The organism is Sphingobium sp. DN12, from assembly GCF_051058005.1.
Taxonomy (GTDB): Bacteria; Pseudomonadota; Alphaproteobacteria; order Sphingomonadales; family Sphingomonadaceae; genus Sphingobium; species Sphingobium yanoikuyae.
On record NZ_CP173717.1, the window covers coordinates 3,839,609 to 3,865,135 of the forward strand.

General features: G+C 66.7%; 22 protein-coding genes. 8 read left to right on the forward strand and 14 right to left on the reverse strand.

The annotated features are described in order from the left end of the window. Nucleotides 1-120: 120 nt before the first annotated feature. The 6 genes from ACI6S0_RS18220 to ACI6S0_RS18245 form a co-directional block, all read right to left on the reverse strand. Nucleotides 121-798, reverse strand: a complete 678-nt coding sequence (locus tag ACI6S0_RS18220; RefSeq protein WP_434403848.1) for an SDR family oxidoreductase — start codon at nt 796-798, stop codon at nt 121-123. 19 nt (nt 799-817) lie between these two features. Continuing rightward, nucleotides 818-2,266 carry an NAD-dependent succinate-semialdehyde dehydrogenase gene (locus ACI6S0_RS18225; RefSeq protein ID WP_434403849.1) on the reverse strand — a complete coding sequence of 483 codons (1,449 nt, stop codon included), beginning with the start codon at nt 2,264-2,266 and terminating at the stop codon, nt 818-820. 163 nt (nt 2,267-2,429) lie between these two features. After that, nucleotides 2,430-2,978 (reverse strand): nuclear transport factor 2 family protein, encoded by a 549-nt coding sequence (locus ACI6S0_RS18230; protein WP_434403850.1) that lies wholly within the window; start codon nt 2,976-2,978, stop codon nt 2,430-2,432. Between the two features lies 1 nt (nt 2,979). Beyond that, nucleotides 2,980-3,858 (reverse strand): SDR family NAD(P)-dependent oxidoreductase, encoded by an 879-nt coding sequence (locus tag ACI6S0_RS18235; protein WP_434403851.1) that lies wholly within the window; start codon nt 3,856-3,858, stop codon nt 2,980-2,982. A gap of 11 nt (nt 3,859-3,869) precedes the next feature. Next, nucleotides 3,870-4,409 carry a nuclear transport factor 2 family protein gene (locus ACI6S0_RS18240; protein WP_434403852.1) on the reverse strand — a complete coding sequence of 180 codons (540 nt, stop codon included), beginning with the start codon at nt 4,407-4,409 and terminating at the stop codon, nt 3,870-3,872. Between the two features lie 112 nt (nt 4,410-4,521). Further along, nucleotides 4,522-5,157, reverse strand: coding sequence for a TetR/AcrR family transcriptional regulator (locus ACI6S0_RS18245; RefSeq protein ID WP_004209084.1), 636 nt, complete (start codon nt 5,155-5,157; stop codon nt 4,522-4,524). An 83-nt stretch (nt 5,158-5,240) separates the two neighbouring features. Between ACI6S0_RS18245 and ACI6S0_RS18250 the strand changes: the two genes are divergently transcribed. The 6 genes from ACI6S0_RS18250 to ACI6S0_RS18275 are packed head-to-tail and all read left to right on the forward strand — an operon-like array spanning nt 5,241 to nt 11,302. Beyond that, on the forward strand, nt 5,241-6,365 hold the full coding sequence (locus ACI6S0_RS18250; RefSeq protein ID WP_434403854.1) for an acyl-CoA dehydrogenase family protein: 1,125 nt from the start codon (nt 5,241-5,243) through the stop codon (nt 6,363-6,365). Nucleotides 6,366-6,377: 12 nt separating this feature from the next. Then, a complete protein-coding gene (locus tag ACI6S0_RS18255) occupies nt 6,378-7,562 on the forward strand; it encodes an acetyl-CoA C-acyltransferase (protein ID WP_423301430.1) in 1,185 nt (394 codons plus the stop codon). Between the two features lie 22 nt (nt 7,563-7,584). Continuing rightward, nucleotides 7,585-8,346 (forward strand): 3-hydroxyacyl-CoA dehydrogenase, encoded by a 762-nt coding sequence (locus ACI6S0_RS18260; protein ID WP_434403855.1) that lies wholly within the window; start codon nt 7,585-7,587, stop codon nt 8,344-8,346. Next, on the forward strand, nt 8,346-9,137 hold the full coding sequence (locus ACI6S0_RS18265; RefSeq protein ID WP_434403856.1) for an enoyl-CoA hydratase/isomerase family protein: 792 nt from the start codon (nt 8,346-8,348) through the stop codon (nt 9,135-9,137). The genes ACI6S0_RS18260 and ACI6S0_RS18265 overlap by 1 nt, the downstream gene beginning before the upstream one ends. 3 nt (nt 9,138-9,140) lie before the next feature. After that, the gene (locus ACI6S0_RS18270; protein WP_434403857.1) at nt 9,141-10,304 is read left to right on the forward strand and encodes an acetyl-CoA C-acetyltransferase; all 1,164 of its coding nucleotides are present in this window, start codon (nt 9,141-9,143) and stop codon (nt 10,302-10,304) included. Next, nucleotides 10,304-11,302: an NAD(P)H-dependent flavin oxidoreductase gene (locus ACI6S0_RS18275; protein WP_434403858.1), complete on the forward strand. Its 999-nt coding sequence runs from the start codon at nt 10,304-10,306 to the stop codon at nt 11,300-11,302. Before ACI6S0_RS18270 ends, ACI6S0_RS18275 begins: the two co-directional genes overlap by 1 nt. Before the next feature lies 1 nt (nt 11,303). Here the strand turns inward: ACI6S0_RS18275 and ACI6S0_RS18280 are convergent, their stop codons facing one another. The 4 genes from ACI6S0_RS18280 to ACI6S0_RS18295 form a co-directional block, all read right to left on the reverse strand. Continuing rightward, entirely contained in the window at nt 11,304-12,920 is a 1,617-nt protein-coding gene (locus ACI6S0_RS18280; RefSeq protein WP_434403859.1) for an alpha-amylase family glycosyl hydrolase, read from the reverse strand. Nucleotides 12,921-13,222: 302 nt separating this feature from the next. Then, nucleotides 13,223-14,593: an efflux transporter outer membrane subunit gene (locus tag ACI6S0_RS18285; protein WP_434403861.1), complete on the reverse strand. Its 1,371-nt coding sequence runs from the start codon at nt 14,591-14,593 to the stop codon at nt 13,223-13,225. Continuing rightward, the gene (locus ACI6S0_RS18290) at nt 14,590-17,751 is read right to left on the reverse strand and encodes an efflux RND transporter permease subunit (protein WP_434403862.1); all 3,162 of its coding nucleotides are present in this window, start codon (nt 17,749-17,751) and stop codon (nt 14,590-14,592) included. Before ACI6S0_RS18290 ends, ACI6S0_RS18285 begins: the two co-directional genes overlap by 4 nt. Nucleotides 17,752-17,761: 10 nt before the next feature. Then, nucleotides 17,762-18,895, reverse strand: coding sequence for an efflux RND transporter periplasmic adaptor subunit (locus tag ACI6S0_RS18295; RefSeq protein WP_004209097.1), 1,134 nt, complete (start codon nt 18,893-18,895; stop codon nt 17,762-17,764). A gap of 197 nt (nt 18,896-19,092) precedes the next feature. Here ACI6S0_RS18295 and ACI6S0_RS18300 point away from each other — a divergent pair, with 197 nt between their 5' ends. Next, nucleotides 19,093-19,821, forward strand: coding sequence for a response regulator (locus ACI6S0_RS18300; RefSeq protein ID WP_004209098.1), 729 nt, complete (start codon nt 19,093-19,095; stop codon nt 19,819-19,821). Continuing rightward, on the forward strand, nt 19,818-21,188 hold the full coding sequence (locus ACI6S0_RS18305) for an ATP-binding protein (RefSeq protein ID WP_017500811.1): 1,371 nt from the start codon (nt 19,818-19,820) through the stop codon (nt 21,186-21,188). The genes ACI6S0_RS18300 and ACI6S0_RS18305 overlap by 4 nt, the downstream gene beginning before the upstream one ends. On the opposite strand, the gene ACI6S0_RS18310 is transcribed toward ACI6S0_RS18305, so the two are convergent. Genes ACI6S0_RS18310 through ACI6S0_RS18325 form a run of 4 tightly spaced genes read right to left on the reverse strand, consistent with a single transcriptional unit; the run spans nt 21,185 to nt 25,435 of the window. Beyond that, nucleotides 21,185-21,499: a DUF3325 domain-containing protein gene (locus ACI6S0_RS18310; RefSeq protein ID WP_434403863.1), complete on the reverse strand. Its 315-nt coding sequence runs from the start codon at nt 21,497-21,499 to the stop codon at nt 21,185-21,187. The two genes, ACI6S0_RS18305 and ACI6S0_RS18310, sit on opposite strands and share 4 nt — an antisense overlap. Continuing rightward, on the reverse strand, nt 21,496-23,010 hold the full coding sequence (locus ACI6S0_RS18315; RefSeq protein WP_434403866.1) for a PepSY-associated TM helix domain-containing protein: 1,515 nt from the start codon (nt 23,008-23,010) through the stop codon (nt 21,496-21,498). The genes ACI6S0_RS18310 and ACI6S0_RS18315 overlap by 4 nt, the downstream gene beginning before the upstream one ends. Then, entirely contained in the window at nt 23,007-23,315 is a 309-nt protein-coding gene (locus tag ACI6S0_RS18320; protein WP_434403867.1) for a ketohydroxyglutarate aldolase, read from the reverse strand. Before ACI6S0_RS18320 ends, ACI6S0_RS18315 begins: the two co-directional genes overlap by 4 nt. Next, nucleotides 23,312-25,435, reverse strand: a complete 2,124-nt coding sequence (locus ACI6S0_RS18325; protein WP_434403868.1) for a TonB-dependent siderophore receptor — start codon at nt 25,433-25,435, stop codon at nt 23,312-23,314. Before ACI6S0_RS18325 ends, ACI6S0_RS18320 begins: the two co-directional genes overlap by 4 nt. Between the last annotated feature and the right edge of the window lie 92 nt (nt 25,436-25,527).

A 25,527-nucleotide genomic window follows, 5' to 3' on the forward strand; every position in this document is an offset into this window, starting at 1 on the left:
AGCATCGAGGTTCATCTGGTCCTCCCCGGCTTTTTTCGCAAATGCAAAGGCGCCAAGGCCAGTTGCACGAAACGCCATCGACCGGTTGCGCGCCTTGCAACGGCAACCGGTCGATCGCGATCAGACCCGGCCGGTGACCGGAATCAGCGCGCCGGTGATCGGCGCGGCGGCGGGCGACAGCAGGAAGGCGATCACCCCGCCCAGCGCCTCGGGCGAGACCCAGCGGCTGGCATCCGCGTCGGGCATGTCGGCGCGGTTGGCCGGCGTGTCGATGATGCTGGGCAACACCGCATTCACCCGCACGCCCGCATCCTTCAGTTCTTCGGCCAGCGCCTCGGTCAGGCGCGCGACGCCCGCCTTGGACGCGGCATAGGCGCCCATGCCGGCCGCCGCCTTCCCCGACGCCGCAGCGCCGATATTGACGATCGCCCCGCCGCCATCGCGCAACAGCGGCAACAAGGCGCGAGTCGCGATCAGCGTGGTGCGGACATTCATGCCATAGAGCCGGTCCCAGGTGGCGACCGAGCCATCCTCCACCGTCTCCCAGCTGAAGCCGCCGGCGATATTGACCAGCCCGTCGAGGCCGCCCAGCGCTTCGCCGATCTTCGCCGCCGCGCCGGCCACCGCCTGCTCGTCGGACAGGTCAATGCCGCCCAGCGCCAGGTCGACGCCATCGGCCGGCACATCGCCCAGGTCGATACCCGCCACCGTCCAGCCGGCCGCGCGCAGCACCTGCACCGCCGCCCGGCCCAGCGCACCGGCCGCACCGGTTACCGCCACCACTCCCGCCATCATCATCCCCTTTCGATAGTCTGCGTCAGATCCCGGACATGCACAGATATTTGATCTCGACATAGTCCTCGATGCCATGGCGCGATCCTTCGCGGCCCATGCCCGATTCCTTGATGCCGCCAAACGGCGCGACCTCGGTCGAAATCAGGCCGGTATTGATGCCGACCATGCCGACCTCCAGCGCCTCGCCCACGCGCCAGGCGCGCGACAGGTCACGGGTGTAGAAATAGCCCGACAGGCCGACCTCGGTGGCGTTGGCCAGCGCGACCGCTTCCTCTTCCGTGTCGAACAGGAACAGCGCGGCGAGCGGCCCGAACGTTTCCTCGTCGGCCAGCTTCATCTCCGGCGTGCAGCCGCTGATGATGGTCGGCTCGAAGAAACTGTGGCCCAGCTTGTGGCGATGCCCGCCACTCACCAGCGTGCCGCCCTTGGCCAGCGCGTCGGCGACATGTTCCTCGACCTTCTCGACCGCCTTCTCGTCGATCAGCGGCCCCTGGGTCACGCCGGCTTGCGTGCCCGGCCCGACCTTGAGCTTCGCGACGGCCGCCTTCAGCTTCTCGGCAAAGGCCGGCGCGACGTCACGCTGCACCAGGATGCGGTTGACGCAGACGCAGGTCTGGCCGCTGTTCCGATATTTGGACGCGATCGCGCCTTCGACCGCAGCATCCAGATCGGCGTCGGCAAAGACGATGAAGGGCGCATTGCCGCCCAGTTCCATCGACAGCTTCTTCATCGTCGGCGCGCATTGCGCCATCAGCGTCTTGCCGACCTCGGTCGATCCGGTGAAGCTCAGCTTGCGCACCAGCGGGTTGCCGGTGAGTTCCGCGCCGATCACCCGCGACGATCCGGTGACGACGTTGAACACGCCCTTGGGCACGCCCGCGCGCTCGGCCAGCACGGCCAGCGCCAGCGCGGTCAGCGGCGTCTGGGTCGCGGGCTTCAAGACCATGGTGCAGCCTGCCGCCAGCGCCGGCGCCGCCTTGCGCGTGATCATCGCGGCGGGGAAATTCCACGGCGTGATTGCCGCAACCACACCGACCGGCTGTTTGATGACGACGATGCGGCTGTCGGCGCGATGGCTGGGAATGATCTCGCCATAGATGCGCTTGGCCTCTTCGCCGAACCATTCGATGAAGCTGGCGGCATAGGCGATCTCGCCCTTGGCCTCGGTCAGCGCCTTGCCCTGCTCGCGGGTCAGGATCATGGCCAGGTCATCCTGATGTTCGATCAGCAGCTCGAACCAGCGGCGCAATATGCGCGACCGCTCGCCCGCCGTCTTCGCCTTCCACTCTGGCAGTGCCGCCTCGGCCGCCTCGATCGCCGCGCGCGTCCCCGCCTCGTCGATCGCGGGAATGCCGGCCAGCCGCTCGTCCGTCGCGGGATCGGTCACGTCGATGCTGGCGGTGCCGATCCACTGGCCGTCGACATAGCATTGTTCGCGCAGCAGGCTGGGGTCGGCAAGGGCTATGGTCATCGGATCACCTTCTTCGGCAGGAGGTAGGGCAGCGGGCACGGGGCGCGCCCGTCGCTGCGTCCAACGCAGCATGGCCCCATTTCGATGCGAAGGTGGGATGCGCGGCAGGCGGCGTCAACGTGGACAGAATGTCCCCGCCCAAGGATCGACCCCGCGATGCGCGCTATTGGGGAATATGCAGCGCCCGCCGGTTGGCCAGCGGCCGCTGATAGGAAGGATCGCTCGCGTCCCGTGCCGGCGCGCCATTGGCATGCAGGTCCGCTATGTCGCCAAAGGGGAGCGGCAGCGTCGGCACCAGCCCGGACCATTCGATCATGTTGGTGCGCAGCACAATCTTCCACTGGCCATCGCGCCGTTCCAGCCGGTCGAGATAGCGGCCCCCGGCGATCCAGTTGCTCTCGTCCCGGTTGCGGCCGACGAACAGATAATAGGTTTCGGCATGGGCGCTGTCGCCGTCGATATCGATCGTCATGTTGAGCAGATTATGATGGGTCGCCACCTGCCCGCCCTCGTGCAGGGCACTGGCCCAGGCATAAAGCGCATCGGGCGCGCCGACGAAGCTGCCCGCCGCGACCGTGGCATCATCATGAAAGGCCGACAGGAACAGGTTGCGGTCGAACCGGTCCATGCCCCGGCTGAACCGGGTCAGGCAGTCGACAATATCCTGCCGGTCGAGCAGCGCATCGATCCGCGCCTGGCGATCCGCGGCCATCCTATGCCTCCGTCCGCGGGGCGATCGGTTGCCAGATCGGTGCGCCGCGCTCGGCCCGCAGCGACGGGATGGTCTTCCCGTCGACATCGGTGATGCCATAAGCCTGCGCCAGCTCCGCGGTGATGAAGGTGCCACCCGATCGCGCCATGATCGCCGGATCGGCCAACAACGCGGCGATCACCCGGCCGGGAAATTCGGGCGAGCAGCCGACCAGCGGATTGGTGACGGTCAGCGCCTTCATCGCCGGATTGGCGGCAATGTTGCGCTGTGCCCGCTCGGTCATGGTCAGCCCCTGCCATAGCGAGAGCGAGGCGACGCCATGGGGCTGCAACTCGATCGCCATGTCGCGCGCCATGCGGTCGACCGCCGACTTGGCAGTGCCGAACACCACGCCATAGGTATAGGTCACGCCGACATAGCCCGATATCGCCACGATCAGCCCCGATCCCTGCGGCACCATCATCTGCGCGGCATGGCGCGCAGCGACGAAGTTGGAACGGACGCCGACATCGACCATGTCCCAGTTGGACAGCGGCTTTTCCCAGAAGCTGCCCGGTACGGTCAGATCCTCGGGGATCGCAAAGGCGTTGTTGACCAGCAGGTCGAGCCGCCCCTGCTCGCGCCGGACCTGGTCGAACAGGGCCGCCACCTGCGCGTCGTCGCCATGGTCGACCTGCACCGCAATGCCCCGGCCGCCGCGCGCATCGCACTGCGCCGCCGTCTCGCCGACCGTGCCCGGCAGTTCATGGTCGCCCGCATTGACCGTGCGCCCGGTGACATAGACGGTCGCCCCCTGCTCGGCGAGCGCCAGCGCCATGCCCTTGCCGATGCCCCGGCTCGCGCCGGTGACGATCGCGACCTTGCCGTCCAGCGGTTTCATGATCCTCTCCCTCAGTCGGTTTCGCGCGCAAAGAAGCGCACGCTGTGATCGCCGTTCGCGCGGCCGGTGAAATGCGGCGCGCTGAACGCCATGCCCATGACGCCCTGGCTCCAGTCGGCTGAGACGCCGATATCCTGCACCCAATCATAGAGCATGGTCCGCCGCGCGATCCGCCACTGGCCCTCGCGCCGTTCGAAAAGGTCGAGATAGCGGCCGCCGATCATGACGTCGCGCTGCGCCTCGCCCATGTCGATGCGATGATAGGATTGGACCTGCGTCTCGACCCGCGCCGTGTCGCCCGCCAGGTCGATGACGCCCTGTCCCAGCAGATGCTGGGTGCAGAGGATCGCGTCGGCGCCGGGCACCACCCAGGCAAGATAGGCATCGAAATCGCCGGCGAACACGCCATAGTCGGTGCTGCCGTCGGGCCAGCAACAGGCCCGGATCAGGTCGGCGTCGCGCCGGTCCTCACCCCGCGCCAGCCGCGCGAGGCAATCGCGGATCGCCTCCCGGTCCAGCATCGCCTGCAATGGCGTGGCACCATTCTCCATCCGGCCCTCTCCTTCCCGCCCGTCATGGCGGGCTGTCTGTCCATGGGCCGGTCATAGGCGTGCGCCATGGCGCGTCGCTTGACCAATTCGGACAGGAGAGAAGCGGGCAGCCTCAGCCGCGCGGGGCGAGCCCCGCGATCAGCAGGTCGACCTGCGCCGCCGCGATCGCCTCGGCGCTCATCGCGCCAGCGGGGTCGCGCCAGCGCGCCGACCAGTTAAGCGCGCCGGCCAGGGTGAAGGCCGCCAGCTTCACGTCGACCGGAGCGATCGACCCGTCCGCCACCGCGTCGGCGATCAGCCCGCGCATGGCCAGGTCGATGTCGCGCTTGCGCGACCGGAACAGGATCGCGCCCTCGGCCGACAGGCATTCGTCGCCCGTCCGCACCACGCAGGCGCCAAAATCATCCATGATCACCGCACCATAGCGGCGCAGGAAATAGCCGAGCCGGGCCAGGCCATTGCCTTCCCCCGCGCGCGCCTCATCGGCTGCCGCGCGCAGCATTTCCAGGCCGCGGGTGACGCATTCGATCAGCACCTGCTCCTTGTTGCCCAGATAATGATAGATGGTCGGCTTGCTGATCCCCAGGCTAGCGGCGACATCGTCCAGCGAGGTCGCATGGAAACCGCGCGCGTTGAACATGCGCACCGCCGCGCGCAGCACCGCCTCGCGCTTTTCCTCCCGCTCGCGCGCCTTCTCCTCCCGCGTGCGGAAGGGAGACGGGATCGCCACTGCGCTTTTCGCCGACACTCGCTGTTCCTCCATGCCGCCTGTTGACAAGAAATCGCAACAGGCGCAACCTACTCATGAGTATAGGAGAGACGCAAGGGTTTATGCTGACCGAAATCCAGAGCGCGATTCGCGACACCGTCCGGGATTTCGCCCAGGCGACGATCCGCCCGCATTCGGCCCGGTTCGAGGCGGAGGGCGGCTATCCCCGTTCGCTGTTCGAGGAGATGGCGGGCCTTGGCCTCTGGGGCATGACCGCGCCCGAAGCCTATGGCGGCGCGGAGGCGGATTCGGTTTCCTATGCCCTCGCACTGATGGAACTGGCCGCCGCCGACGGCGCGCTCTCCACCATCGTCTCGATCCAGAATTCGATCCTCGTCTCCGGCCTGCTCAAGGATGGCAGCGAGGCGCAGAAGGCCCGCTTCCTGCCCGATCTGATCGGCGGCCGCACCATCGGCGCCTTCGCCCTCACCGAAAGCGACGCCGGCTCCGACGCATCGGCCGTGCGCACCCGCGCGGTCAAGGTCGATGGCGGCTGGCGCATCACCGGTGCCAAGCAGTTCATCACCTCCGGCAAGATTGGCGGGCTGGTGATGATCATCGCCGTCACCGATCCCGACGCCGGCAAGAAGGGCCTGTCCGCCTTCATCGTGCCAACCGACCGCCCCGGCTATGCGGTCGACAAGGTCGAACACAAGATGGGCCAGGGCGCGTCGGACACCTGCGCGCTGCGGTTCGAGGATATGTTCGTCGAAGATGACCTGCTGATCGGCCAGCCGGGCCAGGGCTATCGCATCGCTTTGGCCAATCTGGAGACCGGCCGCATCGGCATCGCCGCCCAGTGCGTCGGCATGGCGCAGGCCGCGCTGGAGATTGCCGTCGCCTATGCCAAGGACCGCAAGAGTTTTGGCAAGGCGATCATCGAGCATCAGGCGGTCGGCTTCCGCCTCGCCGACCTCGCCACCCGGCTGGAGGCCGCGCGCCAGCTCGTCCTGTCCGCCGCCGCGATGAAGGACAGCGGCCAGCCGGCCCTGACCCAGGCGTCGATGGCCAAGCTGTTCGCGTCGGAAGCCGCCGAGGCGGTGGTATCCGGCGCGATGCAGACGCTGGGTGGCTATGGCTATCTTGAAGAATTCGGAATCGCGAAAATCTACCGCGATGTCCGCGTGTGCCAGATTTACGAGGGCACGTCGGACATCCAGCGCATGGTCATTGCGCGCAGCCTTTGAAGGAGTATTTCGATGCAGGACGATCCGGTAGTCATTGCGAGCTATGCCCGCACCCCCATGGGCGGGTTCCAGGGCGCGCTCTCGGCCGTCAAGGCCACGGACCTTGGCGCGACGGCGGTCAAGGCCGCGGTCGAGCGCGCCGGCGTCGCTACGGACGCCATCGATCGCATCTATATGGGCTGCGTGCTGCCCGCCGGCCTGGGCCAGGCGCCCGCGCGCCAGGCGGCGCTGGGCGCGGGCCTTGGCCTCAATACCGAGGCGACGACCGTCAACAAGATGTGCGGATCGGGCATGCAGGCGGCGATCATGGCGCATGAGGCGCTGGCATCGGGCGCGGCCGACATCGTCATCGCCGGTGGCATGGAGAGCATGACCAACGCCCCCTATGCCCTGCCCAAGCATCGCGGCGGCGCCCGCATCGGCCATGACCGCATCATCGACACGATGATGATGGACGGGCTGGAGGATGCCTATGAACCCGGCAAGGCGATGGGCGTCTTCGCCGAAGAGGCCGTGCGCGACTATCAGTTCACCCGCACCGATCAGGATGATTATGCCATCCGCTCGCTCGACCGCGCCAATGCGGCGATCGGCAGCGGCGCCTTCGTCCGCGAGATCACGCCGGTCACCGTATCGGGCCGGGGCGGCGACACCGTCATCGACACCGACGAACAGCCCGGCAAGGCCCGGCCGGAAAAGATTCCCGGCCTCAAGCCTGCCTTCGTCAAGGATGGCACCATCACCGCCGCCAATGCCTCATCCATTTCGGATGGCGCCGCCGCGCTGGTGATGACCCGCCAGAGCGTCGCGGAAAAGCAGGGCCTGAAGATCGTGGCGAAGGTCGTCGCCACCGCCGCCCATGCCCATGAGCCCGCCAAGTTCACCACCGCGCCGGTGCCTGCGATGCGCAAGCTGCTGGCCAAGGCCGGCTGGTCGGTCGAGGATGTCGACCTGTTCGAGGTAAACGAAGCCTTTGCCGTGGTCGCGATGATCGCCGCCAAGGAACTGGGCATTCCGGCCGACAAGCTCAACGTCAATGGCGGCGCCACCGCGCTCGGCCATCCGATCGGCGCATCGGGCGCGCGCATCGTCGCCACCCTGCTCGGCGCGCTGGAAACCCGCGGCCTCAAGCGCGGCGTCGCCAGCCTCTGCATCGGCGGCGGCGAAGCCACCGCCATGGCCGTCGAACTCGTATAATTCTGCCGGGAGAGGACAGATAATGGATATCAAGGGACTGGCCGCCATCGTCACCGGTGGCGCCTCCGGCCTCGGCCGCGCCACCGCCACCATGCTCGCGGCGCAGGGTGCCAAGGTCGCAATCTTCGACCTCAATGAGGAAGCCGGCAAGGCAGTCGCGGCCGAAATCGGCGGGCTTTATGTTGGCGTCAATGTCGCCGACGATGCCAGCGTCACCGCCGGGCTCGACGCGGCCGAAGCCGCCCATGGCACGGCCCGCATCCTGGTCAATTGCGCCGGCATCGCCCCGGCCGTGAAGACGGTGGGCAAGGAAAATCTGCCCCACCCGCTCGACAGCTTCGCCAAGACGGTGACCGTCAACCTGATCGGCACCTTCAACATGATCTCCAAATTCGCGGCCCGCGCGGCAGCGGCCGAGGAGATTGATGGCGAGCGGGGCGTCATCGTCAACACCGCCTCTGTCGCGGCCTATGACGGCCAGATCGGCCAGGCCGCCTATTCCGCGTCGAAGGGCGGCGTGGTCGGCATGACCCTGCCGATCGCCCGTGATCTCGCCCAGCACAAGATCCGCGTCATGACGATTGCACCGGGCATCTTCCTGACGCCGATGCTGGAGGCCTTCCCCCAGCATGTGCAGGATGCGCTGGGCGCGCAGGTGCCCCATCCCAGCCGCCTCGGCAAGCCGGCCGAATATGCCCAGCTGGTCGAATCGATCGTCCGCAACCCGATGCTGAATGGCGAGGTGATCCGCCTCGACGGCGCCATCCGCATGGCGCCGCGCTGATGAGCGGGTCGGGCAGCGGCGTGACGCTGGCGATCGCCGACGGCATCGCCCGGATCACGCTGGATCGCCCGGCGGTCGGCAATGCGATCGACCTGCCGCTCGCCCGTGCGCTGCTCGACGCCGCGATCCGGTGCGAGGGCGATGCGGCGGTCCGCTGCGTCCTCCTCACCGGCAGTGGCAAGCTGTTCTGCGCCGGCGGCGATGTCGCGTTGATGGGCGGCGCGGGCGCGCAACTGCCCACCGTCCTCACCGAACTCATCGCCACCTTCCACGCCGCCGTCACCCGCCTCGCCCGCATGGCCAAGCCGCTGGTGACTTTGGTCAACGGTCCGGCGGCGGGCGCCGGCTTCAGTCTCGCCATATTGGGCGATGTCGTGCTGTCCGCCCGCTCGGCCCATTATACCGCCGCCTATGGCGCGATCGGCCTGACCGCCGATGGCGGGCTCAGCTGGCTACTGCCGCGCCTCGTTGGCCTGCGCCGCGCGCAGGAGATCATCCTCACCAACCGCCGCATCAAAAGCGAGGAGGCCGAAGCGATCGGCCTCGTCACCCGACTGGTCGACGACGACGCGCTGGAGGCCGAGGGGCTGGCGCTCGCCACCCGCCTCGCCGATGCGCCGACGGCGGCCTATGGCGCCGCCCGCCCCCTGCTGCACGACAGTTTCGACACCGGCTTCGAGACCCAGCTCGACCGCGAACTCCGATCGATGGCGATCGCCGGCGCCGGTGAGGCGCAGGAAGGGCTTGCCGCCCTGCTCGCCAAGCGTCCCCCCAATTTCAGAGGAGCCTGACCCATGGCCGAGGCCTATATTGTCGATGCCGTCCGCACCGCCGGCGGCCGCGCCCGCAAGGGCGGGCTGATCGACGTTCATCCCGCCGATCTGGGCGCCACCATTCTCAACGCGCTGGTCGACCGCACCGGCATCGATCCCGCCGCCATCGAGGATGTGATCGTCGGCTGCGTCAGCCAGGCGGGCGAACAAAGCTTCGCCTTCGGCCGAAACCTCGTCCTCGCCTCCAAGCTGCCCGACAGCGTGCCGGCCGTGACGATCGACCGGCAATGCGGCTCCTCGCAGCAGGCGCTGCATTTCGCGGCGCAGGCGATCATGTCCGGCACCCAGGATCTGGTAATTGCGGCGGGCGCCGAAAGCATGACCCGCGTGCCGATGGGCTCCAACTTCCAGCTCCATGCCGCCGCCGGCCTGGGCGATGGCCCCTGGCCCAAAAGCATCCAGAAACGCTATGGCGTCGCCGAATTCAGCCAGTTCCATGGCGCACAGGCGATCGCCAACAAATATGGCTTCACCCGCGAGGATATGGACGCCTATGCGCTGGCCAGCCATGCCAAGGCGGCGGCCGCGATCGACAGCGGCGCCTTCAAGGCGGAGATCGTTCCCGTCCTGACGCCCGACGGGATTTTCGACACCGACGACGGCGTGCGCCGCGGCGGCACGATGGAGGCGATGGCCAGCGTCAAGACGCTGGAGGAAGGCGGCACCATCACCGCCGCCAATGCCAGCCAGATGACCGACGGCGCATCGGGCGTGCTGGTGGCGAGCGAAGCGGCGATCAAGCGCTTCGGCCTCACCCCGCTCGCCCGCATCGTCAACCTGACCGTCACGGCGGGCGATCCGGTCATCATGCTGGAGGAGCCGATCCCCGCGACCCGCAAGGCGTTCGAACGCTCGGGCCTCAAACTCGACGATATCGACCTGTTCGAGGTGAACGAGGCCTTCGCCTCCATCCCCATGGCCTGGCTCAAGGCGATCGGTGCCGATCCGGCCAAACTCAACGTCCATGGTGGCGCGATCGCGCTCGGCCATCCGCTCGGCGCATCGGGCACCAAGCTGATGAGCACGCTCGTCCATGCGCTCAAGGCACGGGGCAAGCGCTATGGCCTGCAGACCATGTGCGAAGGCGGCGGCATCGCCAATGTGACGATCGTGGAGGCACTGTGATGGCTTTGAAGACGCGTTTCACCGAATTGTGCGGCATCGAGCATCCGATCGTGCAGGGCGGCATGATGTGGGTCGGCCGCGCCGAACTGGCCGCCGCCGTCTCCAATGCCGGGGGCCTGGGCATCCTCACCGCCCTCACCCAGCCGACGCCCGACGATCTGCGTCGCGAGATCGACCGCTGCCGCACGATGACCGACAAGCCCTTCGGCGTGAACCTCACCATCCTGCCCTCGGTCAATCCGCCGCCCTATGCGGAATATCGCCAGGCAATCATCGACAGCGGCGTCAAGATCGTCGAGACCGCCGGCCACAAGCCGCAGGAACATGTCGATGATTTCAAGGCGCATGGCATCATCGTCGTCCATAAATGCACCGCCGTCCGCCATGCCCTCTCGGCCGAGCGGATGGGCGTCGACGCCATCTCGATCGACGGCTTCGAATGCGCCGGCCATCCCGGCGAGGACGATATTCCCGGCCTCATCCTGATCCCGGCGGCGGCCGACAAGCTCAGCATCCCGATGATCGCCAGCGGCGGCTTTGGCGACGGCCGCGGCCTCGCCGCCGCGCTGGCGCTGGGCGCGGAAGGCATTAACATGGGCACCCGCTTCTGCGCCACGGTCGAAGCGCCGATCCACCAGAATGTGAAGCAGTTCCTGGTCGACAATGACGAGCGCGGCACCAACCTCATCTTCCGCAAATTCAAGAATACGGGTCGCGTCGCCAAGAACAGCGTGTCGGACGAGGTGGTCGAAATCTCGCTGCGCGAAGGATCGGTCTTCCCCGACATCCAGCCGCTGGTGTCGGGCGCCAAGGGCCGGGTCGCACTCGAAACCGGCGATCTCGACGCGGGGCTGATCTGGGCCGGGCAAATTCAGGGCCTGATCCACGACATCCCGACCTGTCAGGATCTCATCACCCGCATCGTCGAGGACGCCACCGCGATTATCCAACGCCGCCTCGCCGGCCTCGTCACGCCGAAACTCGCGCCGGTAGGCTGACCTAATCCTGCGCCAGCAGCAGCGCCGCATAGGGCGGCAATGCCATCCCCGACGCCGCATCGCCGATCGCCGCGATGATCGCGCCGCGCCCTTCCACTTCCTGCGGCCAGGGCGCGAGGGTCGGCGACAGGTTGAAGATGCAGGTCAGCGCCTGATCCTCTGCCACCCGGCGGAAGGCCAGGCACTGGTCGTCGGCGCGCATGATATCCAGGCGCCCATGGCGCATCGCCGGATTGGCCTTGCGCAGCGCGATCATCGCGCGGGTGAAGTGCAGCAGCGAAGCCGAATCGCCATCCTGCGCCGCCACCGCTCGCGCGACATTCTCTGCGCCCAATGGCAGCCAGGGCTCGCCATCGGTGAAGCCGGCCTCCGCCGCATCGACCGACCAGGGCAGCGGCGTGCGTGCGCCGTCGCGCGACAGGGTCAGCGGCCAGTTGGCGATCGCCTCGGGGTCCTGCAATTTCTCGAACGGGATATCGACCTGGGTGATGCCCAGTTCCTCGCCCTGATAGAGGATGACATTGCCGCGCAGTGCCATCAGCAGCAGCATCTTGAGCCGGGCGAAGGCGGGCTGATCCTCCGGCGCACACCAGCGCGACAAGGCGCGCGGCGCATCATGATTCTCGAACGCCCAACTGGGCCAGCCCATGCCCGGCTCATCCGGCCAGCGCGCCAGCGTATCGGCGATCAGGCCCGGCGTCAGCGCCGGAGCATAGAGGAAGTTGAAACCATAGGCGCTGTTGAGGTGATCCTCGCCCGCCGTATAGGCCTTCATCTCCTGCTCGGCGAGGTCGCCGCCTACCTCCGCCACGGTGAAGACCGCGCCATAGCGATCGGTGAGGTCGCGGATGCGCGCGACGAAATCGACCACGCCGGGATGCGACTGGCTGTAGCGGCGAATCTGATAGTCGAACGGCCGGGTGCGCGGCCCTTCCCCCTCGGGCGCGGGTGGATTGTCGCGCAATTCCGGGTCGTGCATCGCATGGTTGAGCGCATCGAGGCGAAAGCCGTCGACGCCGCGGTCCAGCCAGAATTGCATCGCGCCCAGCAGCGCATCCTGCACCGCGACATTATGGACGTTGAGCTGCGGCTGGCTGGTCAGGAACTGGTGCATATAATATTGCCGCCGCCGCGCGTCCCAGGTCCAGGCCGGGCCGCCGAACACCGACTGCCAGTTGTTGGGCGGGGTGCCGTCCGCCCTGGGGTCGGCCCAGACGAACCAGTCCGCCTTGTCATTGTCCCGGTCCTGCCGGCTCTGCGCGAACCAGGGATGGAGGTCGGAACTATGGGCATAGACCTGGTCGATCGTGACCTTGATCCCGAGTTCATGCGCGCGCGCCACCAGCGCGTCGAAATCGGCGAGCGTGCCGAAGATCGGGTCCACCCCGCAATAATCAGCGATGTCATAGCCGAAATCGCGCATCGGCGAGGGGAAGAAGGGCGAAATCCAGATCGCGTCCACGCCCAGCCGGGCGACATGCTCCAGCCGCGCGGTGATGCCCGGCAGGTCGCCAATGCCATCGCCGTTCGAATCCTGAAAGCTGCGGGGATAGATTTGATAGAGGACCGCGCCCTTCCACCAGGGCCGATCGCCTGCATCACGACTGTCGGGAGCCATTTGCGCCACCCCATGTCCCAAGCCTGCGGCGCATCATGCCGCAGCGCCAGTCTACACGGCGGCGCGCGCAGGTGAAGAACTATGTTGCGGCTGCGAAGAGATCAGGGCGTATGTCGGGATCGCGTCACGCTGGAGATCAGCTGGTTGATGACGCACTCATCCTGCGCGGCGGATGCACAGATACCGCACAGCCAGTCCAGACACCGAGCCAGAAATGCCATGGCCCTCTCCTTCTTCTTTATGCGCGCAGAATAACAGGATTCGCGGGCATGGAAAAGCGGGAGAAGAGGGCGGATCGGCGCCTATTGGTCGGCGCCGATCACCCGGTAGAGCAGGATGCGATTCTGCACCGCCGCCAGCTCAGTCGCGATCGCCGACTGCTGGGCGCTGTAGAGCGAACGCTGGCTGGTCAGCGAATTGAGGAAGGTGTCGATGCCCGCCCGATAGCGCTGGTCCGCCAGCGCATAATAGCGCTGGTTCGCCGTCACCAGCGCCTGCTGCGCCGCCTGCTGCCGGTCGATCGTGCCGGCCCGCGCCAGCCCGTCCGACACTTCCTGGAAGGCGGTCTGGATCGCCTTCTCATATTGCGCGACATAGAGGTCGCGCTGCGCCTTGCTATAGTCCAGATTGCCGCGCGCCGCCCCGCCGAAGATCGGCATGCTGGCCGATGGTGCCGCCGACCAGGCAAAGCCGCCATCGCTGAACAGCGAGGATAGGGCCGAGCTGGCCACGCCGATCGCCGTGGTCAGGCTGATCTTGGGGAACATCGCCGCCCGCGCCGCGCCGATATCGGCATTGGCGGCTTTCAGTTGATGTTCCGCCTGCAGTACGTCGGGTCGCTGCAACAGCACGTCGGACAAGAGGCCGGCAGGCACCTTCGCGGTCGACTGCAACAGGCTGTCGAGCGATTGCGGCAGCAACGCATCCTCGACTGGCGCGCCGACCAGCAGTTCCAGCGCGTTGCGGTCCTGCGCGACCTGGGTGACATTCGCCTCGATGTCGGAGCGCGCCTGCTCCACCGTGGTTTCGGCCTGATGCACGTCCAGCTTGCCGGCGAGGCCCGATGTGTTGAGCGTCTGCGTCAGTTTCAGGCTGCGCTCGGCGCTCGCCAGCGTCTGGCGCGACAGCGCCAGCAATTCCTGGTCCGCCGCCATCGTCGCATAGGCGTTCGCCGTCTCGGCAATCAGGGTGATGCGGGTCGACCGCATGCCTTCCTGCGTCGCCAGATAGGATTCCAGCGCCGACCGGGTCAGATTCTTGACCCGGCCGAACAGGTCGATCTCGAACGCGCTGAAGCCGACATCGGCGCTATAGCTGTTCTGCCGATTGTCATTCTGGCGACTGAATCTCGCTGCCGCATCGCCGGTGATCGTCGGCACCTGCGCCGCCCGCTCGACCTTGTACTGCGCCCGCGCCGACTGGACATTGGCCAGCGCCACGCGCAGGTCGCGATTATTGGCCAGCGCCCGCTCGATCACGGTCTTGAGCCGCGCGTCACCGATCAGCGCGGTCCAGGGCAGGCCCGCAGGATCGGCACTGACCGGGGCATAGGCCTCACCCGTGGGGAAGGCCGGCGCCACCGGCGTTTGCGGCCGGACATATTTGGGCGCCATGTCGCACCCGGCCAGCACCAGCGCCGACAGCGGCATCATCATCCATGCAGCGCGGGTCATGCGGGCACTCCGTCCACGGGCGGTTCCTGGGCCGGCGGCTCGCCACCCGGCTTCTTCTTGTCCATGCCGAACAGCCGGGCGATCGAGACGAAGAAGAGCGGGACGTAGAAGATCGCCAGCACCGTCGCCGTCACCATGCCGCCGACCACCGCCGTGCCGATCGCGACGCGGCTCTGCGCGCCCGCGCCGGTTGCGATGGCGAGCGGAATGACGCCCGCGATGAAGGCCAGGCTGGTCATCAGGATCGGACGGAAGCGCAGCCGCGCCGCCTCCAGCGCCGCTTCCAGCGCATTGCGGCCATTGCGATGCGCCAGTTCGGCAAACTCGACGATCAGGATCGCATTCTTCGCCGCCAGACCCATGGTGGTCAGCAGGCCGACCTGGAAGAAGATATTATTCTCGAGCCCGCGCAGCGTCACCGCCAGCACCGCACCGATCAGGCCGAGCGGAATGACCAGCAGCACCGACAGCGGGATCGACCAGCTTTCATAAAGGGCCGCGAGGCAGAGGAAGACCACCAGCACCGACAGACCATAAAGCAGGGGCGCCTGCCCACCGGACAATTGCTCCTGATAGCTGAGGCCGCTCCAGGCATAGCTGGTGCCGGCCGGCAGCTGCTTCTGCAGCGCCACCATCCGGTCCATCGCATCGCCCGAGCTGGCGCCCGGCGCCGACTGGCCCTGGATCTCGAAGGAGGACAGGCCGTTGAAGCGCTGCACGCTGCTCGGCCCCATCACCCAATGGCTGGTGGCAAAGGCGGAGAAGGGCACCATCTCGCCGGTCGTGCTCGACCGCACCATCCAGTTGTCGAGATCGCTCGGCAACGCGCGATAGGGGGCGTCGGCCTGCATATAGACGCGCTTCACCCGGCCGCGATCGACGAAGTCGTTGACATAGGTGCTGCCCCAGGCGGAGCTGAGCACATCGTCGACATTGGCCTGGGTCAGGCCCAGCACGGTCAGCTTCTCGGTATCGATGTCGATCTTGAGCTGCGGCGTGTCCTCCAGCGAGGCCGCACGCACCCCGGCCAGCACCGGATCCTGCTGGGCAGACGCGATCAGCTGGTTGCGCAGCTCCAGGAAGCGCTCGCGGCTGAGGCCGCCGCTGTTCAGCAGCTCGAAGGTGAAGCCGTTGGATTGGCCCAGGCCGCGGATCGCCGGAGGCGTCATCGCCAGCACCTTGGCATCGCGGATCGCGCCCAGCTGCTTGGTCGCCCGGTTGGCGATCGTGCCGGCCTCGTTCGTCTTGCCCTTGCGATCGTCCCATGGCGCCAGGTTGATGAAGCCCTGGCCGACATTCTCGCCCTGCCCCTGGAAACTGAAGCCGGTCATGATGAAGGCGAAGGCGACATTATCCTTCTCGTCATTCAGGAAATAGCTCTGCACCTGGTCGATCGCCGCATTGGTGCGGCTCGACTTGGCGCCGGACGGCAGCGTGACCTGCACCATCACCTGGCCCTGATCCTCGACCGGCAGGAAGCTGGTGGGCAGGCGCATGAACAGCACGACCAATATACCCAGCACCACCACATAAAGGCCCCAGAAGATGCCGCGCTTGCCGATCACGCCCTGGGTGCGGCGGACATAGCCATTGGTCAGCCGCTCGAACCAGCGGTTGAACTTGCCGAACCAGCCCTTCTCGCGATGCGCCTTGTCGATCGGCTTCAGGATGGTGGCGCACAGGGCCGGTGACAGGATCAATGCGACCACGACCGACAACAGCATCGACGACACGATCGTGATCGAGAATTGGCGATAGATGACGCCGGTCGATCCGCCGAAGAAGGCCATGGGCAGCAGCACCGCCGACAGCACCAGCGCGATGCCGACCAGCGCACTGCCGATCTCCATCATCGACTTGATCGTGGCATCGCGGGGCGACAGCCCCTCTTCCTCCATGATGCGCTCGACATTTTCCACCACGACGATCGCGTCATCGACCAGCAGGCCGATCGACAGCACCATGCCGAACAGGGTCAGCGTGTTGATCGAATAGCCGAACAGGGCAAGGACGCCGAACGTGCCGAGCAGCACGACCGGCACCGCGATCGCGGGCACCAGCGTCGCGCGCCAGCTCTGCAGGAAGACGAACATCACGATGACGACCAGCACGACCGCCTCGATCAGCGTCTGCACGACTTCCTCGACCGACAGCTTGATGAAGGGCGTGGTGTCGCGCGGATAGACGATCTTGTAGCCGTGCGGCAGGTTGCCGCCCAGTTCGGCGACGCGCGCCTTCACCAGTTCGGCGGTCTTGAGCGCGTCGGCGCCCGGCGCCAGCTGCAACGCCATGCCCGATGCCGGATGGCCGTTGAGGCGCGCACTGGTGGTATAGCTTTCATTGCCCAGCTCGACGCGGGCCACGTCGGACAGGTGGACGACCGACCCGTCGCTCTGCGTCTTCACCACGATGTTGCGGAACTGGTCCGGCGTTTCCAGGCGCGCACGCGCCGTGACGGTGGCGTTGATCTGCTGGTTGGCCGGTGCCGGATCGGCACCGATCTGGCCGGCCGACACTTCGATATTCTGCGCCTTGATCGCGGTTTCGACGTCCGACGGCATCAGCTTGACCGCGGCCAGCTTATAGGGGTCCAGCCAGATGCGCATCGCATATTGCGACCCGAAGATCTGGGTCGCGCCGATGCCGTCGATACGGGCGATCGAATCCTGGAAATTATTGACCAGATAGTCGGCAATGTCCGCCTGGGTGGCATTGTCGGTCTCGTCATAGAGACCCACCAGCATCAGGAAGTCGGTCTGCTGCTTGGTGACCGACAGGCCCTGCTGCTGCACGGCGCTGGGCAGGCGGCTCAGCGCCTGCTGCACCCGGTTCTGCACCTGCACCTGCGCGGTGTCGGGATCGGTGCCCTTCTGGAAGGTGACGGTGATGCGCGACTGCCCCGTCGATGTCGACGAGGAGGAGAAATACATGAGGCCGTCGATGCCGGTCAGCTGCTGTTCGATGACCTGGGTGACACTGGTCTCGACCGTTTCGGCCGACGCGCCCGGATAGGTGGCGCTGATGCCGACGCCTGGCGGCGCGATGTCGGGATACTGGGCGACTGGCAGCGACAGCATGCCGCCCAGGCCCGCCAGCATGATGCCGATGGCGATGACCCAGGCAAAGATCGGCCGGTCGATGAAAAAGCGGCTCAGCACCGGGCCTCTCCTACTTCTTCGCCGCGACGGCGACGGGCTTTACCTTGTCGTCGGGCTGGACCTTGTCGGTGCCCTCGACGATCAGCCGGTCGCCGGCCTTCAGGCCTGCGGTGATCAGCCATTTGTCGCCGATCGCCTGCGCGGCGGTGACGGTGCGGCGCTCGACCTTGTTGTCCTTGGTCACGACCAGCGCGGTCGCATTGCCCTTGGCATCGCGGGCAATGCCCTGCTGCGGCGCCAGGATCGCGCCGGGCACGACCGACTGGGGCGCGACGACGCGCACGAACATGCCGGGCAGCAGCATGCCGTCAGGATTGGGGAAGCGCGCGCGCAGCGTCACCGTGCCGCTGTCGACATCGACGATCGGCTCGGCAAATTCGATCCGCCCTTCCAGCGGATATTCGCTGCCATCGTCCAGCTTCAGCCGGATCGTCGCGCTGGCCGGCAGCGTCTTGCCGGCCGCCAGCGATCGCCGCAGCTGCAGCAACTGGCTGCTCGACTGGGTGACGTCGACATAGATGGGGTCAAGCTGCTGGATCGTCGTCAGCGGATCGGTCTGGCTGGCGGTCACCAGCGCGCCGGGGGTGAAGAGGGTCCGGCCGATCCGGCCGCTGATCGGTGCGCGCACCTGGGTGAAGGTCAGGTTCACATTGGCGGTGTCGAGCGAGGCGCGCGCCTGGCCCACGGCGGCCGCTGCCTGGCGCGCCGTCGCGATCACATCGTCGCGGTCCTGCGCGCTCACCGCCTCGGTATCGCCAAGGCCGCGATAGCGCTGCGCCTTGGCCTGCGCTGCCACCGCCGTCGCCTGCGCGCTCACCAGCGCCGCCTGCGCCTCGTCGCGCGACGCGCGATAGAGCCGTTCGTCAATCTGGTAGAGCGGCTGGCCGGCCGTCACCATCGATCCTTCGGTGAACAGCCTTTTCTGGATCACGCCGGTGATCTGTGGCCGGACTTCCGACTGCATGGTCGACACGGTGCGCGCCGGCAATTCGGACGAGACGGTCACATTCTGTGCCGCCAGCGTCACCACGCCCACTTCCACAGGCCCTTTCTTTGGCGCCTTTTCCTGTCCGCAAGCGGTGATCAGGATGCATAGTGCGATCGGTGCGACCCGGAGGCTCCGGAGCTCTGCGAAAATGGGCATGGCTTCACATCGTTACCGCCGGCAGGCAGCGCCGACGATCGCCTGATCGCGATTTGGGCGGTATCCTGCTAGACCAAGTTGATATCCTGACGCATCATCATGTCGCGTGACATCCGGACGCGTATCGCTTTGTATCGCCCTGTATCATCCCCGGTAGAGGCACAGACTTTTGCAATATCCGCCGCTAGAAGCGCAACATGGCTGACCTGTCCGATCCCCGCCGCAACAGCGTCATCGTCGTCGACGATGATGCCGATATCCGCGGTCTGATCGTCGATCAGTTGCGGCAGGAAAATTACGACCTGCTCTCTGCATCCAACCTCGCCGAACTGCGCCAGGCACTGCGCGACCAGCCGGTCGACCTGATCGTGCTCGACCTCAACCTGCCCGATGGCGACGGCCTGTCGCTGTGTCGCGAACTGCGCGCCGAAGGATCGGGCATCCAGATCATCATGGTGACGGCGCGCGGCAGCGCGATCGACCGGGTGCTGGGGCTGGAACTGGGCGCCGACGATTATCTGACCAAGCCGTTCGAGCCGCGCGAACTGCTGGTGCGTATCCGCAACCTGCTGCGCCGCCCCCGCGTCGAGGCGCCGGCACCCGCCGACCAGTCCCGCTATGCCGTCTTCGGTCCCTGGCGGCTCGATCTGCTGCAACGCCGGCTGATCGCCCCGGACGACCGGCTGGTGATGCTGTCCTCGGCCGAATTCCGCCTGCTCTCCCGCTTCATCGAGGAGCCCAATGTCGTGCTCGCGCGCGAGACGTTGCTGCCCGAACGGCGCGCCACCGCTGCCTTCGACCGCACCATCGACCTGCAGGTCAGCCGCCTGCGACAGAAGCTGGCCGGCGCCACCGGCGGCGCCGACCTGATCCTGACCGTCCGTGGCGAAGGCTATGTCCTCGCCAGCCCGGTGCGCTACGAATGATCGGCCAGCCGGTGCAGCGCGTGCGGGATTTCTTCCGCTCGATGGCGGGGCATATCTTCGTGCTGCTGACCGTCGGCATCTCGCTCTCGGCCATCCTGGCGCTCGCCGTGTCGGAACAGGGCCGCCGCCATGATTTCGAACGGGTCCGCCGCCAGCGCGTGCTGGCCAGCGCCTTCGACGTCGCCGACCGGCTGCGCCGCGATCCGGTGCGGGTCCAGCAGATGCTGGAAAATCACGGCATTGTCGGCGCTTCCATCGCCCCTGACGGCATCTCGATCAACGAGCCCGATCCCGATCTCGAAGCCGCGCTCGCCCGGCGTTTCGGCCCCCGCGCCCAGCCGGAGGCGGGACAGGTGCCCTTCGGCCTCTGTTTCCCGGACAAGGATGCCGGGCGCAGCCGGGCTGCCGGCCTGATCGATGCGCCCCGACCCGATTGCTGGATCGTGCGCATGACCGACGCGACCGGCCAGCGCCGCGGCATGGCGCTTACCTTCCCGCGCCTCGCCCGGCCGCCCAGTTCGCTGTTCAGCCCGGCCTATCTGGTCGTCATCCTGCTCTCGGCCGCCGGCCTCTCGATCCTGATCGGCCGGATCGCCGCCAAGCCGCTGCGCCGCCTGTCCCAGGCCGCCGAGGCCTTTTCCGTCTCCCGCGACCCGGAGGAGATTCCCGAGCGCGGGCCGGAGGAGGTGCGCGCCGCCCTCTCCACCTTCAACCTGATGCAGCGCCGCGTCCGCGCCGGCTTCACCGAACGGACCCAGTTGCTGGCGGCGATCAGCCATGATCTCCAGACCCCGCTCACCCGGCTGCGGCTGCGGCTGGAACTGGTCGAGAATGAGGAACTGCGCGCCCGCCTGCTGCAGGATCATGAGGCGATGCAGAGGCTGGTGCGCGAAGGGCTGGACCTTGCCGCCAGCACCGAGACGCATGAGGAATGGTCGGTGATCGATCTCGACTCCCTGCTCGCCAGCATGGCCGAGGATGCGCAGGAACTGGGCGCGCCCGTCCAGTTCGCCGCCGGCTGCGGCGCGTCGGTCCGGGTCAAGCCCAATGCGCTGACCCGCTGCATGAGCAATCTGGTCGACAATGCCGTAAAATATGGCGGATGCGCCGAGATCAGCTGCCTGCGCACGCCCGGCCATGTAACGATCGAGATACGCGACCATGGTCCCGGCATCCCGCCGCAGGATCTGGACCAGATGTTCGAACCCTTCACCCGCGGCGCCAGCAGCCAGCCGGGCGGCCGGCACGGCACCGGCATCGGCCTCACCATCGCGCGGTCGCTGGGCCTCAGTTTCGGCGCGATCGTCGCGCTGCGCAATGCACCCGATGGCGGGCTGATCGCCAGTATCGAGATGAAGGCGGCCTAAACCGCGCCGACGACCATCAGCGCCAGCGCCACCAGCAGTCCCCCACGCGCCAGCCGGGGGCCATAGGTCAGCGCCAGCAGCACCGCCCCCGCCATCAGCGGCAGCAGCCCGCACCAGGTGACGACGCCGATCCCGTCCGCACCGGCCAGGATCGCGCCGAGCAGCGACAGGGCAATCGCGCTCCAGCCGAGCAGCGGCAGATGCCGGGCCAGCCCATGGCGCTGCCAGGGGCCGAGCAGCGCCGGTCCATGCCGCGTCATCGCCGCCGCCAATGCGAAGAAACCGATATAGAGCAGCCCCGCGACGATCATGCCGGCTGCTCCCGCATCCGTCGACGCGCCGGAGTCGGCGCATTGCGCCGCCGCACCTGCCGACGCACGATCAGCGCCAGCGCGGCCGCCATGGCCAGGAACAGAAGATTGCCGGCCAGAAGGACCGGTTCGGTCGACCAGACCGGCCCAAGCACCGCCGCCAGCACGCAGGCAAAGGCGAGCAGGCCCATCATCAGCGGCCAGCCGATGGCCGGACGCAGCGTCAGCCCGGCCAGCACGGCCGCCGCCGCCGTCCACAAGGCCACGGACACTTCCGCTTCGGGTCGCCCCGCCATGCCGATCGGCAACAGGCGATTGGCGATGAAATAGGCCACCGCGCCCAGCGGCACGCCGATGATCACGCCGACATTCAGCCGTTCGAGGATGCGATTGCCGATCGAGAGCGGCTGGCGCTCGCGTCGCTTGGCGATCCACAGCACCATGCCGGTCGAGATCGCCAGTGTCAGCATCGCCCCGCCCAGCACATAGAGCCAGCGCGTCGCCATCGGCGCGAAGCGCGCCATGTGTAGCCCATAGATGACCTGATAGGTCCGCATCGCCGGCCGCCGCTCGACCCAGCTTTTGAGCAGCCGGCCCGTGGTCCCGTCAAAACTCGCCTGCCCCCGCATATAGCCGATCGTGTCGGCATCGGACTGATAGACGGTGACGACCGATGCCGCATCACCGGGATTGAACACATAGACGCGGCCGACATGGCCGCCGCCAAATGCGCGCTCGGCCGCCGTCAGCATCGGTGCGATCGGGGCCAGCGACGCGGGCTTTCCGGCCGCCGGACGGGTCACCGAACCCGGTGCCAGCGCCTCGTACATCTCCATCACCTTGTCACCATAGCCGGCACTGATCGGCCAGGGCATGTTGAGCGACGCCAGCGTCAGCAGCCCGGTGAAGGTGATCATCAGGTGGAAGGGCATGGCCAGCACGCCGGTCGCATTATGCCCGTCGAGCCAGGACCGCTGGCCCTTGGCCGGGCGGAAGGTGAAGAAGTCCTTGAAGATGCGCTTGTGCGCGATGATGCCGGTGACCAGCGCCACCAGCATGACCATCGCCGCCAGCGAGGCGAGCAGCCGGCCCCAGGGATAGGGAATCTCCAGCTCGAAATGGAGGCGGTAGAAGAATTCGCCGCCCAGCGTCTCGCGCGCAACCGGCGCACCGGTCACCGGATCGAGCGCGCGATACAGATAGTCGCTGCCCTGGTCATAGGATGCCTCGACTGTATTGGCCCGGCCGTCAGGCGCGGTCAGATACCAGCCGGTGGAACCGGGCGCATGTTTCGACAGCCAGCCGGTCGCCGCGACGATCGCGCTCTTGCTGTCCGCTTGCGCCGTCACCTCGGGTCGCATCCAGCGGCCGATCTCCGGCTTGAAGACGCTGAGCGTCCCGGCCAGGCACATGACAAACAGCACATAGCCCAGCAGCAGCCCGGTCCAGCCGTGCAGCCAGGCCATCGCCTGCCGCACGCCATCCCGCACCATCGCCGATGCCCCACTCATGCAAAGCCTCCGCTGGTCCAGACCAGTCCGGCCAGCAGTGCGGAAAGAACTATCACGCCGCCCAGAGCGACCCAGGGTCCGCGCGCCAGAAAGGCCCAGACGCTGACCGCTGGCGCGAACAGATAGGATAACATGGTCGCCACCGTCACCGCCTCCAGCCGGCCCATCGGCAGGGTGCGGGCCAGCAGCATCGCCGCCAGCGCTGCAACCGCATAGGCGCCCACCGTGCCCGCGAGCGTGCGCAGCGCGACATTGCCGCGATAACGCCAGCCGCTACGGGCGCGAAGAATGGCTGCCTTGCTCAATAGTCGACGCTCAGCGTGAACACCGCCGTGCGCGGCGCCGCGTAGAAGGCCTGGCCCCACATCAGGCTGCCCAGATATTTGGTGTTGGTGACATTCTTCACGTTCACGCTCGCCCGCAGATGATCGACCACCCGGATACCCGCCATCAGGTCGAGCACGGCATAGCTCTTCTGCTTAACGACCACATCGCCCATGTAAACATCGCCATCATAGACATCGGTCAGCGTCGTCTTGATCGCGTTCTGCCAGCGCATCTGCGCGCCCAGCTTCAGGTCGTTGAGCTGCGGCACCTGATAGGTGGTGGCCAGTTTCAACGACTTGGTCGGCAGCCAGGTGCGGGTGTCGTTGCCCTCGTCATCCTCGATATCATATTGGGTATAGCCGCCGCTCAGCGTCCACTGGTCGGTGATCTTGCCCGCCACTTCCAGCTCGAAGCCGGTCGAGGTGGTATCGACGCCGGCATAATAGCTGCCGCCGGCCTTGCCCGGTCCATCCTCGCCAAAGGTGCCGGCATAATCGGCCAGCCCCTTCTGCTTGGCGCGGAACACGGTGGCGGTGGCATAGAGGCGATCGCCAAACCAGCTGCTCTTGATGCCGCCCTCGATGCTGGTGCCCTTGGCCGGGTCCAGCTTGCGATTATTGGCGTCGACCTCCGCCTGCGGATTATAGATGTCGGTATAGCTGGCATAGAGAGTGACATTGGGCGTCACGTCATAGAGCAGGCCGAGATAGGGGCTGATCTTGTGGTCGTCGCGCGCCTGGTCGGTGCCATAGGAATAGCCCGACGACTTGATCCACATCGCGCTGGCGCCGACCACGCCCTTCAGCTGGTCGGTGAAGTTGAGATGCGCCGCGCCATAGAGGCGTGTCAGCTCGTCGCTATATTTGGCGGCCAGATATTCGCCCGGATAATCCGGCTCGGTCACCTGCGCGCTGCCCCAGTCATAGACCGACGGATAGACCAGCGCGCTGTCCTCGGCGAAATTCTCCCACTCCTTGGCGTTCGACTTGGCGTAGGAGAGGCCCAGCACCAGCTTGTGCTCGCGGCCGAACAGGCTGAACGGGCCGGTGGCGCTGAAATCGCCCAGATATTGCTTATAGTCGGACGGGTAGATGCCCGCCATGCCATAGACGCCCTCGCCGGTTTCCTTGTCGGGATAGCCATAGGCATAGAGCAGCTTCGCATTCTCCTGGAAGCGCTTGTAGGTGAACATCCCGCTTAGCGTCCATTGGCCCATCGTATAGACCAGTTCGCCAAAGCTATTCTGGTCCTTCGTGTTCCAATAGGTCCAGTCGGCCGAGGTGGTGGCAGAGCGGGCATAGTCGATCCGCGTGCCGTCGGTGAAGACCAGCGGCATCGCCCCCCACAACACGCCGTCGGCGTCATTTTCCTGGCGGGTATAACCGACCGTCGCCTTGAGATCGGGCGTCACCTGCCAGGCGACAATCGCGCCAAAAACGTCGCGATTGATATGGTTATAGTCCAGATGCGTGTCGCGATCCTCATGGGCATAGATGAAGCGCGCCGATACCGTATCGGTCACCGGGACATTGACGTCGCCCTCGACCCGCCACAGGTCGCGCGAACCGACCTGGGCTGTGCCCTTGGCCTGGAATTCGTCGAGCGGCCGCTTGCGGACATAGTTGATCGTCGCCGACGGGTTGCCGATGCCGGTCATGATCGCATTGGCGCCGCGCACCGCCTCGACATTCTCGAACAGCGCGGTGTCGAGATCGCCGAACTGGATGCCCCAGGCGAGCGGCAGGCCGACGCCATCGACCTGGAAATTGGACACGTCGAAACCGCGCGAGTTGAAATAGGTGCGGTCCGTCTCGACGCGCTCGACATTGATGCCGATCGTCTGGTCGAGCAGGTCGTTGACGTTGGTGATCGCGAAATCCTCGATCCGTTCGCGATTGATGATCGTCACCGACTGCGGCGTCTCGCGCACCGACAGCGACAGGGCGGTGGCGGAACTGGACGGCTGGTTGGCCGCGGTCACGACGATCCGCGACGCGTCCTCTGCGGCATTGTCCGCTTCTGCCGCGTGGGCGGCATGCGGCATCACGACAAGGGCAAAGCTGCTGCTCAACAGGAGGTGGCGCAAGGACAGACGCATTTTGATTTCCCCGATGGCTCTCTATCTGCGCCGCGCGTTAGGCATGTCCAGAATGCGAGTCAAACGCATTAGCATTGCATGCGCGCTACAAT